A 13085-nucleotide genomic window follows, 5' to 3' on the forward strand; every position below is an offset into this window, starting at 1 on the left:
TTCTTTTTCACTCAAAACAGCACAGTTTTTCAGTGGCCTCGAAGAGCAGCTTCCGAAGACCCCACAGCGAACAGGTTTCGTGAGCGAGGAGGGCTGAGGTGCTGCCCCCGGAAAGCGAGTATTTTTTCACAGCGTCGGATTAAGCACTCATCGTGAAACGAGTTTTCAAAAGTTATGTCGTAGTTTATGGATATTATGCAATGCTGTTTATTGTAATTGGCAGCCATCTTTTAGAAAACAGACTTTCTGAAATAAACAAAAAAAGAACCATAGAACAATTCTATGGTTCTCTCCCTGTATAACTGATCTTTATTTTGTCCAATCAAAGCCTACTTTATTTAAAAAGGCTTTGGCTAAGATCGTGTGCCCTGTTGCATTAGGATGTACACGGTCCCAGGCAATCGCTGCTGCATATAAGTTTTCCTGGACTTGATTAAAGGCAGCTTGTGTATCAATAAATAGACAATCTTCTTTTTGTGCTACACTTTCTACAACCTTCCCATACTGATCCATTTTATTGCGCATCAAATCGTTCTCATTTGTTTCAATATAGTATGGAGTCATTAAAACGATCTCTTCCACTTGTTGTTTGGTTTCTTTTACTAATTGTGTCAGTGTTTCTTCATATTCATCAATATATACATGCCTCTCCTTAATAAAAGGAGAATCAAATTGACGCCAAACATCATTGATACCAATCATAATGCTTAGCCAATCCGGATTTTGGCTGATGACATCTTCTCCCCATCTTGCTTTTAAGTCACGAACAGTATTTCCTGATATGCCTTTGTTGACTACTCGAATCCCTAACTCAGGATAAGTGGCTTGCAAAAAAGCATCCACAATCGAAACATAGCCAGTTCCTAATGCTTGAAATAGCCCTTCTCCTTCTGGTTTTGCACGGTCACAATCTGTAACAGAATCTCCAATAAATAATAATTTTCGATTTTCCCTTAGTCTCATCACTTTCTCCTCCACACGTAGTTAATTCATTTCTTTTAAAATGAGCACATCTTTACTTTTTATTTGAGCTGTTCCGTTGTATGTTTCATTTGTAATCTGATCAACCATAACGGTTTCTCCTAATTCAAAGCTTGATGTCTCCGTATTATGATTCATCACAAATAGATATTTTTCCCCGAATTTTTCACGAGCTATTACTTCCACCCCTTTTGCTGACACGAACTCACCTTTTATACCTTTATCAGCAGTAATTGTTTCCACAAAATCCTGAACAAAAGGTTGATCGGGACTGGAAGCAACGTAGTAAGCATTGCCTTCTCCATATGCATTTTTGGTCAATACTGGCATGCCTTGATAAAAATCAGATCCATATGTTGCTAACACTTCTGCACCTTCTGCATGAATTAAATCAAACAAGATATTACACTTATATTCACCATTTAAAGAACCATAAGCGTTTTCAAATTTGATTTCATTGTAATGAGAAGGGTGTAACGCATCGATTTCCTCTGCCCATATGCCAACTAAGTCCCGCAATTCTCCAGGATATCCTCCTAAAGTAACAAGGTCCCGCTCATCAACGATACCGCTAAAAAAGGTAGTGACAAAAGTACCGCCATTTTTTACAAACTGCTTTAATCGATCTGCATAGCCTTCCTTCACCATATAGAGAACAGGTGCAACGACAATATCATATTGGCTTAAATCTTCATCCACACTAATCATATCAACAGGAATGTTCTTCTGATAAAAAGCATCGTAATATTTGTGTACTTCCTTCACATAATCTAAAGAGATCGAAGGTCCACTTGATAATTGGATCGCCCATCGGTTTTCCCAATCAAAGACAATCCCCACCTTCGCCTTAACGCGACTATCGAGAACTTGATCACCAAGAGAAGCTAATTCCTTACCAAGCTGGGCACATTCTTGAAATACTCTCGTATGCTCATGCCCAACGTGCTCAATCACTGCACCATGATATTTTTCTGTAGCACCTCTAGAACGACGCAGCTGAAAAAACATCACCGTATCAGCTCCATGCGCTACGGCTTGATAACTCCATAATCGCATCACACCAGGTCGTTTCAAGGCATTATATGGCTGCCAATTTTGCTGGCTCGGTGTTTGCTCCATTAACATAAACGGTTGCCCACTTTTCAATCCTCGCATCAGATCATGGGTCATGGCTGTCATACTTACCGGAGTGTCAATCGATGGGTAGTTATCCCATGAAACAACATCCATTTCCTTTCCCCATTTAAAATAATCCAGTTCTGGATAAAGCCCCATTAAATTGGTCGTTACCGGAATATCAGGTGTGTGATGTTTTAACGCATCACGTTCTAACTTAAAGACATCCAGTAAACTATCGGATTGAAATCTTCGATAATCTAACGAAATCCCTTGAAAATTTGTATTTTGACCGTTTTTCCATTCCTCACTTAAACCATTCGGAGCTACAATCTCATCCCATTCATAGAAAGTATGTCCCCAGAACCTGGTATTCCAAGCTTCATTAACAGCCTCTAATGAACCATACCTATCTTTTAACCAGACACGAAACGCCTTTTGACAGTTTTCACAATAGCAATAACCTCCATATTCATTCGAAACATGCCAAATTAGGACTGCAGGATGATTTTTATAACGCTCCCCTAACTGTTGTGCCATCCGCTCTGCATATGTTCGATACGTTGGACTATTCGGACAAGAGTTATGTCGTCCGCCAAACTGTCGTTTTCTACCATCAAATGTAACACGACGAACATCAGGGTATCGCTTTGCCATCCATGCGGGATGTGCTGCCGTACTTGTAGCTAGACAAATATAGATACCGTCTTGATATAAACGTTCAATCGTCGCATCTAACCATTCAAAATTATATGTATTTTCACTCGGCTGATTCAAAGCCCAAGAGAAAACATTAATAGTTGCTACGTCAATCCCTGCTAGCTTAAACATCCGAATATCTTCGGACCATTCCTTTTCTCCCCATTGTTCTGGATTATAATCGCCTCCATACCAAATCTTAGGTAAGCTTTTGTGTATCATGTAAGAGTCCTCCTAACTATAAATAGCGAATACTATATAAAAGTATTCGCTATTTTGGGACAAAATCCTCTTTATTCAGATAGAAAAAACATTTTCTCTGTTTATTCTGGAAATTGTCTGGTTACAACGTGACTTCTGTGACTCCTATGCAATTTTTGTAGTTAGGTAAGCTATTCTAATTTAAGGTGATCTAAATTAATAGCGGCCTGATTATTCCCTGTATACCATAAAACAACGGTATGATACCCATCCGTAAGATCAACAGGTAGACCCGCATAGGCCCATTGATCCCATCCGCCAGTGTTTGTAAATGAAATGGTGCCTGCGTATTCTCCGTCTAAAAATACATCTCTTGTTGCATCACTTCCTCCATTACTATATTTAAACTTTAATGTATTACTTCCTATTTGCGCCTCTGCGACAACAAATGAAACACCATCGTTCTCTTCAGCAAATTGATCCACAAACCCATTTCCCGTATAACCTGAATGATTATTATTAACATTCACATTCGTTAAGAGTTCTTCTTCTGCTTCATACACATGATAACCAGGCTCATCAAAAGTACGTTTCATATAAATCATGTCCCAATACTTAAGGGATGGAACAGTAAATGATACATACTTACCGTTTTCATCTCTTCCTGTTGTAAAAGAAATTTCTTCCGTTTTTCCTCCATAAATATCAGGTGATGCCAAATAAACATTGTGTATTGTTTCCTGGTCACCTATATATACTTTTGTATCTAGATTCTGTTTTAATGCTGGCTCATTTTTACTATATCTCCATTCTGTCTCATTATTATTTGTCAAGTTAATTAAATGGACCATATTATAATCTGTTGTGCGCTTTAGGCTGTACCAAATCGTATCTTCTTTAGCATCACCACTGATGTCTTCTCCAGCTATATCGATAAATTGTTCCCCTGTGTCATTTGGAATTACCTCTGGATCAAAAAGTAAATTTTCATATGCGGTAATAAAATTATAATGATGTTTCATAGCTTCTTTTAAAGAGGATCTCATTTGTTTATTGTGGTTTGGAAAATATGGATGACCAAGCATTTGATCTCCTTCACCCATTTCAATATGAAAGGCTCCGCTAGAGGCCATTGCAGCATTAGCCAAACGAACGGCTTCTTCATCAAACGTTCCAAGTGTTAAGCTATCCAAATTTATATAACCTTCATCCTCTTCATCTACTTGAATACGAACAGTATGTGATCCTGAATCCAGCTCCACAACGGAATATGCTCCTAAATTCCATTTATCCCAACTTCCATGACTTATGTGCTCCAATTGTTCCACTTCATTCCCATCAACATAAACACTTCGCGTTGCAGGAGATCCTGTATCGTTAGCATATCGAAAAACTAAACTGTATTTCCCGTTTTCTGGGACTGAAATATTAAATTCAACGGCATCACCCGTTTCACCGAACTGATCAACAAACCCGCTTCCCGTATAATTAGAATGGTTGTCATTTGTTCCTACATTTGTTAAAGTTGCATCTTCTGCTTCATATCGATCGCCCGGGTTTTCCTCATGATTAAGGTAAGCTGCCAACACCATGGCTTTGCCACCGTTTTCTTTACGAGCATGCGTAACATAATCTGCTAAATCATAATAAGTCGGAGCATCTTCCCATATCTCACTGTAATCAAAATCTGTATCGGCATTCTGAAGGACATCATTTGCAGCCCAACCATCTCTAGCGCCATTCACTATATTAAAAGTAACGATTTTATCCCCATAATTATTATTCTCAAGATCTGTTTGTAAGTTATTAACAAAATTAGAAAATGTGCTTTCTAGATCAACTAAGTTTCCATCATAATCATACACATTATTACGCTCACCCAGTTGATCCAGATGGATACCGTCAAAACCTGCTGTATTAATAGCATCAAAGTATTCATCATACATATGGCCTTGCCAATCTATATTAGAAGGATCAAATAACCATAAATTCGTATAAGGATCATCATCACCGAAATTAAAACCAACTTGACTATCATTATTTTGATCTTCGTAAATACCCCACTCTGGACTCACTGCACGTTGCTCGTAACCCTCATAGGCTGCATAGCTCATAGTATAAGGCATTGCCGCACCATTTTGATCATGAATGGCGTCAATAAGATTGTTGATTGTATCCCAGTAAATTAGATTACCATCCCAGTCTTCCCAATAGGAATCTATAGTGCCGTCCGTTCTTTTGATGAGATTATCGTGACGCCACATCCAATCATATAATTGAAATGCGTTCGTATGATAATCTTGTACCGTTTGTTGGACTCTGCTTCTCACTTCAGCATAAGGTTCTTCCTCTTTATAATAATCCATGAATCCATAACGAGGATATCTCGTCCAATCGGTTGATACATCAACAGCTGTATAACCTTTATCACTACCTGCTGATACTTCTACAAAGTAACCTTTAAAATTTTCTGGTGGGGCTGTCCAAGTGAAGGTGGCCGTTGTTTCTGATTCTGCATTCACTGTTACTGTGGTGTAGTCTGAATAAACTTCGCTCTCCAAGTGATTGATCAAAAGGTGAATTTCACCTGTCCAATCTGATGATCCATTGTTTTGTAATTCCACTGTAATATTCACCGGACTACCTGGATCATACATTGCATTGTCGGTATACACACGCTGGATGAAATCATCAGAATTTGCCTTTACCTGCTGTACTGGCTGAACATCTAAAAGAATGGGATGAATCAAAATGACAATTAGTAAACTCATTAACAGCTTTTTCACATTACTTCCTCCTTTTTCATTTAATCAGACACTTTATGACAGCAGACAAAAAATGAATGAATCTAGTAAAATCACCCCCTCCAATGAATTCGCTTTCATTTTAGTGCAAAGTTTTAAAGGGGCATTATTCCATAGCCCCTATATAATCAAACATTACGCTTTTACAAAATAAATCATAGACCACACGTCTAAGCTAGGTAATACTACTTCATAAACATAGCCATTTGTTCCTCTTACACGTTTTGTCTCGAGTGATTGTGGTGAAATATCTTTCTCATCAGGACTAGCCCAATAAACACCACCAAGCTGTTCATTCATTAAGACTTTTGCTGAAATACCTTCTATACGATTTGGACGGGATTCCTTCACTTCATTCCATCCATCGTTATTGAAACCACATAAATTGATGAAATGAATGACTAAATACTTATCATTCTCTTTAATTATGGTCCAAACGGTACCAAGATGGCCATGAGGGGCAAATACCACATCCCCACACTCAAACTCATACTCATTATCTCGACCTATTTCACTGACATACCCTCCCGTATGGGTGAAGGACAGATCAATAAGCTCTTTGTTATAAAGTAAATCGTGATAACGAACAATAAAATCGTAATAATGTTTAATTTCTTGTCGAAATGATAGACTCATTTCTCCATAGTTAGGATAGTATCCTTCAGTTAAGACGTTATAGTGTTCTCCAATCAATAGATGAAAACCCCCGTTTGCAAAAATAGTAGCCATAGTAGTTAAAGCGCCATTTTCAGCTTTAACTTGATCGAATGTTTCACTATTAGGATTAAATGGACCTAAGTATGCAGCCAAAATGACTTGCTTATAATCCGCATAACTTTTTGCTTCATCCATTAATAATTTTAAATCACGAAAACTATTAATTGGTGACCATACTTCTATATACACTAGGTCTTGATCTGACTGAGCAGTTGCATATGTAGGAAAGTTGCTAACATTATTAAAAATCAGACCAGCTTCTTCATTTGCTTGTTTTAATGCTGTTACCGTTCGATTAATAAATGGAGTAAAACACTCTGATAGATCTACGATTTCTTTCCTACCATCTTTTCTACGTAGTGCTTTTTTCGGAAAACCATACTGGTCTAAATGAATCCCATCAAACCCCCATTCTATTACTTGTTTTAATTCAGGTATAATCACATTATTCCAAGGAGAATCTTCTGAGATATCCATAATATAAAATGTATCGGCTAGTGTATATGGGAGACCATCATTTTGATATAGTGCCCATTCTTTATGCTCCTCATAGAAGTCTTTTAAACTAGCATACATGGCTCCATATGCCATTGTTTTCATTCCTTTTTCATGTGCTAATTTTATTTTCTCTTGCACTACATCAAGTGACAATTCTCTTTCCATTGGATCCGTATACTGCCTTTTATCAGGATGTAAGAGTTGATCATGTCTATACATCCAATCATAAAATTGAACGACATTAATATGATGGGAATTTAGAAAGTCTATATCATCCGTTTTTCCTAACTGACCTGGATGAAAGTCAGATAAAAATCCATATCGTGGGGCTTCGCTCCAGTGATTCACTACATCAAAAGCCGTTTGGGCTGTACAAACTAATTCTTCGGAAGCATTCCAGAGTTCCAGCACAGCTCCATATCCTCCCGGAAGAAGTTTTTTACGTGTTAAAACAATTTCTTCTACATTATTCTCTGACAGATTCATTTCTTGTTCCTCAATTAGTTCATGTAAGTAATAAATTCTTAATTTAGCTAAAACTTGTTGATGATGCCTTCTTACTTTTATTAAAAATGAAATCCTATCTTCAAACGAAAATTGAGCCTTAGAAGGGTGAAAATCATCTATTCTAGTTTGAGTAATCATTTATCATCATCCTTTCTAGCCTTTTATGGCACCAGTCGTAATCCCTTTAACAAATGACTTTTGGAAAAATAAAAACAACAACACAGCAGGCAATAAACCGATCATAGAAGCGGCAGCCATTAAATTCCAATCGGCTCCATATTTTTGAAAAAATGCACTTACCGCTAACGGAATAGTACGGACGGAAGAATCCTGTAAGAAGAAAATAGCCTGGTCATAGTTGTTCCAAATACGCATACCAGCTAAGATCACGACGGACGAGTTTACCGGTTTCAGGAAATGAAAGGTGACTCTCCAAAACGCAGTGAAATGAGTACATCCATCGATAATAGCAGACTCTTCAATCTCTTTAGGGATGGATTTAATAAAACTTGTGTAAAGAAATACCGCAAAAGGCAGCATTGTTGAAGTTTGCAGTAATGTCATCGCCCAACGGCTATTGATACCACCTATATCTTTCATTAACGTATATAAAGGTACTGTTACAATAATTGCCGGAATCATCATGCACAGAAGCAATACAATAAAAACAGTACGGTTAAAAACATTTGGAAAACGTGCAATAGAATACCCTGCTGCACTCGCCAACAAAACTAGTAATACTAAAGCACCGACCGTAATAACAATAGAATTGAAAATGGATAAGCCGATATTTGATTGTTTCCATGCTTCCATATAATTATAAAACTGCCAATCCGGAAGCAAATTCATGCTTTCAAAGTAGGAGCGTGATGGTGAATTAACAGATAAATAAAATAAAATATAAAACGGAACAATAGAGATAGCGACCATGACTCCATACACGATATATTTAATGGCTAATATAGATACTTTTTTCATTGTAATCCCTCACATTTCCATTTCTTTTGATTTAGTTGCTCTAAGAAATATAAAAACAGGAATAACGATTACCACAAACATTATCAATGCAACAGCCGTTGAATAACCTGTAAAGCTTCCATACATCATACGCATGATAAAGATACTCATAGACTCCGTTGCATAACCGGGGCCACCTTCCGTCATAGCCATAATGATCTCAAAAACCGCCAAAGAACCAATAATATTGGTCACCACATTGATTTTGATAGCAGGATATAACATTGGTATGGTGACATAACGAAGTCTTGCCAAGTATCCAGCGCCGTCAATCTTACTTGCTTCATATAACTCTCCTGGAATCCCTTGCAGACCAGCTAGATAAATAATCATCGTCATCCCCACAAATTGCCAAACATTAACCATGATAATCACATTAAGTGCTGTGGAACTGTCCGCTAACCAATTTCCGTTTAAAAACCCTAAGTGCATACTTTCTAGTACGTGATACAAAAAGCCTCGTTGCGGCTGCATAATAAAATACCATATATACCCCATAATTAGAGGGCTGATAACAGCTGGCATATACACTATGGTTCGAATAAAAGTTCTACCTCGAATATTTTGGTCAAGAAATAATGCATAAGCTAACCCGAAAATATTTAATAACGGCGCGCTTCCCACTGCAAAATAAATCGTATTCATTAGAGCACCTTTTGCTCTATCATCATTAAAAAATTCGATAAAATTTTGTAATCCTATAAAATTTGGCTCTGTTACGCCATTGGAATCTGTCATACTTATTCCAATACCTTGTATAAGTGGGTAAATGAAAAATATACCGTATAACAAAGCAGCGGGAACAGTCATAAATAAATGTAATCGAGTATTTATCCTATTTAATAAACTATACATACTCTACTTCCCCCTAAAACAAACTTGACCGCCTGCTCAAGTTGTGATGTCGAAGTCTTCGTTTTTCTTTACAACATTACTTATCGTCTAGAAAAAAGCGAAAGAGACCGAAAGATCATCTATCATATTTTACGGCCTCTTTTTTTCATTGGGATACGTTACGCTTATCAACCATTTGTCATCCTACTATTGTGTAGATTCCCAAGCCTTATTCCATGTTTCCGCATACTCTTGTGCAAACTCTGTTAAATCTGATCCGTCATATTTTCCTGCGAGCAGTTCTTGTACCATTCGTCCATTATCATCACCTGAAAAACCAGATGGCCAATCGGTAAATTGTATATTTACAGCGCTTTCAAGAACGGCATTTGTTTCATCTTTAATCGGTCCCCAATCAGCGTCTACATCCGTAAAAGAAGGAGGAGATTTAATCGCTTCACTGTATTTCTTCACATTTTCATCTTTCATAAGAAACTCTAAAAACTTTTTCGCTTCTTCAGGATGTTCTGAGGCTGAAGTGATCGCATATTTAGAATCCTCTGCTGATAATACCACTGGTTTAGAACCTTCTTTTAATGGTGGATATGGACTAAAACCAATTCTGCCAGCAACTTCAGGGTCTATATCTAGCAATTCTCCCATTACCCACATCCCTTGACTAATCATAGCTGCATTACCAGTCACAAAAGCGTCCTTTTGATTGTCATACGATGCAGTTAAAGCATCCTCATTAATCAGTCCTTTATCCTGCAATTCCATTAAGCGTTCGGCAAAAATAGCCATTGGACCTTCAGGATCAGAAAAGCCTAATTTTTCTTTCTCATTTTCAATAAACGCTTTTCTTGAATCACTAATACCTAATTCTTGTTTTATCTCTCCATGTGCCATAAATTCAACCAAATGTCCTAAACTCCAAACTTCTTTTCCAGGTAAAAATAATGGTGTCACATCTGGCTTTTCTTCTTTGATAGTTTCTAGATTGCTTACAAATTCATCCCAAGTTTGAGCCTCTTCTAAACCAAGTTCTGCAAATATTTCTTTATTATAAAAAATACCCGCCATTGTCACATTTGTAGCAACGGAAAAAGTGTTTCCTGTTTTAATATCCGTGTTCAATTCTTTTATAGATGGTAGTATTCGATCCCAATAAGACTCGTCTGACAAATCAATATACCTGTCTTGATCCATATAATCTTGCGTAATAACCGTTGTGATGTCAGGTACGTCACCTGAAGCAAATTTCACCTTCATTACGTTACTAGCATCGTTGGCATACTCTTGTTCCACCTGAATATTAGGGTTAGCGCTTTCAAAATCGGCAATAAGTTCATCCATCAAATCAACCGTTTCCACTTTTCCAGTAAATAGTTTCAAGCTAACATCTTCTTGATTTTCTACATCCTCGCCGCCCTCTGAATCATTATCAGATGTTGAATTAGTGCTGTTTCCTTCTGAACAACCTACAATGCCAAAGAATAGCAAACTGATAAATGTCATGTACATCATAAATCTTGTCATACTTTTCCTCCTTTAGTAATCAATGTGATTATTACACTTTTAATGTTATCTTAAGTTATCCACTGGGCAAATACCTTAGTTTTTAGATGAGGGTTCGATTTTTTGCACTTTGCAACATTACATATTTTTTTACAGCCAAAAGATGTTACTATTGTCATATAAAGTGAGACTTCCATCAGTGGGGGTTATTCGCCCCCACTGGTGGTTAGCGAAACTTATCAGGGTGCTAGCATCCGTTATCCCCCACTTCTACTTCTTTCATTATTCTAAGTTTTCAAGTGGGGCTTACGGACGGTTGTTCACCGTGATAAAGTGAGTCTTCCATCAGTGGGGGGTCTTCTTACACTCATAAAGAGAGGAGTGTCTTATTGAAGAAGTACAGAGATTGGAGTATTCAATTAAAATTATTAACCATCACCGCTCTTCTCTTGTTAGGTTCTGTTTCTGTGGTATCTATCCTTTCCTATTTTCAATACACCAAAGACTTTGAGGAGCAATCAGCTGATAAAGTACAACAAATTATTGAGCAATTTTCATTTAATGTCGATTCATATCTGAACGAACTTTTTCGACTATCACATGCACCCTATTTTAATGAGAATATGATGAAGGCTTTAGAACAAGACAGTGAATTATCAGCGCTACAACAATTACAAAAAAGGCGAACGATTGAAGATTATTTAGCAGAAATGATGATTACTCCGAGAAAAGATATATTACAAGTATTTATCCTTTCAGGGACAGAAATATATTCAAGTCAACGATATCGATCTAGTATTGATAGTACTGTCAATCCTAATCAATATCGTTGGTATCAAGAAGCATTATCCACACAAAAACCTATATTTGTATCTACCCATGAGGAGCAGTTGGTCAATAACCCAAAAACCAAAGTATTTTCCATTGTCAAACAATTACGCAGTATAAATAATACGATGGAAACCCTTGGTGTCATTAAAGTGGATGCTAATTATAGAGGCATTCAACAAATGGTAGATAAAATAGATATGGGTACTGAGGGCGGAATTTTTATCATCGATCAGAACCAAAACATTGTATTTTCAAATATGAAACAACCAGAAGTCCCCTTTGCCGAAGCAATACAACATACTGACGAAGAGTATATCACTTATAATATGGAGGAAGAATCATTTCTTATTAATTCCACCACATTATCTCGTTCTGATTGGACGATTGTGGCGGTCAATTCTGTTCAAGAATTAAATAAAAATGCTGCACAGACTCGAAATGTAGCTTTCCTATTAGCATTAGTTTCTGCACTTTTAGCGCTAATCATTTTATTTTTCTTTGTTCGAACATTTTTGAAACCGCTTTTTGAGATTGTTCGTTTAATGCGAAAAATTAATCAAGGGAACCTTTCTGTTCAGTTTCCGACAAACAGAAATGATGAAATCGGATATTTAGGATCTTCTTTTAACGAAATGGTAAGTGAAATAAAAAATATGTTAGAAGAAAATACGAAACTAGTAAAGGAAGTCTATGAAGCTAAGTATTTGCAGAAAGAAGCTCAAATGAATGTATTATCAAATCAAATTAAGCCACATTTCATCTTAAATACACTGAATATGATAAGTATACTCATTCAAAGTGGAGAGCAAGAAAAAGGAATAGAACACATCAATCAACTGAGTAAAATCTTGCAAAATATTACATTATGGGAAACTGAAATCCCGCTAGAACGTGAATTGGATTTATTATATGCTTACCTTAATATCCAATCCAGTCGTTTTGAAGGAAAGTTAGATTATGAAATAGATATCGATCCAAAATGGATGAACTATAAAATCCCAGCTTTATTATTTCAACCTATTGTTGAAAATGCGGTTATTCACGGCTCTGAAAATCAAAGAGAAAAAACAACTATATATATGTACAGTGAAGAAAACGAAAAGGAAATACAATTTTTTATTAAAGATGATGGAAAAGGGATGAAGAACGAAGAATTAAACGCATTCCGAAAACAGCTACCGGAATCTACAAATAGGGATGAAACTGCACATTGGGAAGGAAAAGGATTAGGAATTGGTATGTTGAATGTTCATCGCAGAATCAAAATGAAGTACGGAAATGCTTATGGGCTTTCTATGGATAGTGAACCAGGTAAAGGGATGAGTGTCTGTATTCATCTGCCAAAGCGTTTTTAAGAGGGGA

At 36.8% G+C, this 13085-nt stretch carries 8 protein-coding genes; 1 reads left to right on the forward strand and 7 read right to left on the reverse strand.

Annotated elements, in window-relative coordinates; translation table 11 throughout:
- Positions 1 to 309: 309 nt before the first annotated feature.
- The 7 genes from GHD00_RS09610 to GHD00_RS09640 form a co-directional block, all read right to left on the reverse strand.
- On the reverse strand, positions 310 to 963 hold the full coding sequence (locus GHD00_RS09610) for an SGNH/GDSL hydrolase family protein (protein WP_163537950.1): 654 nt from the start codon (positions 961 to 963) through the stop codon (positions 310 to 312).
- Between the two features lie 21 nt (positions 964 to 984).
- The gene (locus GHD00_RS09615) at positions 985 to 3018 is read right to left on the reverse strand and encodes a beta-galactosidase (protein ID WP_163537951.1); all 2034 of its coding nucleotides are present in this window, start codon (positions 3016 to 3018) and stop codon (positions 985 to 987) included.
- Between the two features lie 170 nt (positions 3019 to 3188).
- A complete protein-coding gene (locus GHD00_RS09620) occupies positions 3189 to 5783 on the reverse strand; it encodes a glycoside hydrolase family 66 protein (RefSeq protein WP_163537952.1) in 2595 nt (864 codons plus the stop codon).
- Between the two features lie 153 nt (positions 5784 to 5936).
- On the reverse strand, positions 5937 to 7661 hold the full coding sequence (locus GHD00_RS09625; protein ID WP_163537953.1) for a glycoside hydrolase family 66 protein: 1725 nt from the start codon (positions 7659 to 7661) through the stop codon (positions 5937 to 5939).
- A 15-nt stretch (positions 7662 to 7676) separates the two neighbouring features.
- Entirely contained in the window at positions 7677 to 8501 is an 825-nt protein-coding gene (locus GHD00_RS09630) for a carbohydrate ABC transporter permease (protein WP_163537954.1), read from the reverse strand.
- Positions 8502 to 8510: 9 nt separating this feature from the next.
- Positions 8511 to 9395, reverse strand: a complete 885-nt coding sequence (locus tag GHD00_RS09635) for a carbohydrate ABC transporter permease (RefSeq protein WP_163537955.1) — start codon at positions 9393 to 9395, stop codon at positions 8511 to 8513.
- Between the two features lie 186 nt (positions 9396 to 9581).
- On the reverse strand, positions 9582 to 10913 hold the full coding sequence (locus GHD00_RS09640) for an ABC transporter substrate-binding protein (protein WP_163537956.1): 1332 nt from the start codon (positions 10911 to 10913) through the stop codon (positions 9582 to 9584).
- 368 nt (positions 10914 to 11281) lie between these two features.
- Between GHD00_RS09640 and GHD00_RS09645 the strand changes: the two genes are divergently transcribed.
- On the forward strand, positions 11282 to 13078 hold the full coding sequence (locus GHD00_RS09645) for a cache domain-containing sensor histidine kinase (protein WP_163537957.1): 1797 nt from the start codon (positions 11282 to 11284) through the stop codon (positions 13076 to 13078).
- The last annotated feature ends 7 nt before the right edge of the window (positions 13079 to 13085 follow it).

This window comes from Gracilibacillus sp. YIM 98692 (assembly GCF_010993965.1).
Lineage (GTDB): Bacteria > Bacillota > Bacilli > Bacillales > Amphibacillaceae > Gracilibacillus.

Coding starts and splice junctions, on each gene's coding strand:
- GHD00_RS09610 (WP_163537950.1), bottom strand. CDS start 963: ATGAGACTAAGGGAAAATCGAAAATTATTATTTATTGGAGATTCTGTT.
- GHD00_RS09615 (WP_163537951.1), bottom strand. CDS start 3,018: ATGATACACAAAAGCTTACCTAAGATTTGGTATGGAGGCGATTATAAT.
- GHD00_RS09625 (WP_163537953.1), bottom strand. CDS start 7,661: ATGATTACTCAAACTAGAATAGATGATTTTCACCCTTCTAAGGCTCAA.
- GHD00_RS09630 (WP_163537954.1), bottom strand. CDS start 8,501: ATGAAAAAAGTATCTATATTAGCCATTAAATATATCGTGTATGGAGTC.
- GHD00_RS09635 (WP_163537955.1), bottom strand. CDS start 9,395: ATGTATAGTTTATTAAATAGGATAAATACTCGATTACATTTATTTATG.
- GHD00_RS09640 (WP_163537956.1), bottom strand. CDS start 10,913: ATGACAAGATTTATGATGTACATGACATTTATCAGTTTGCTATTCTTT.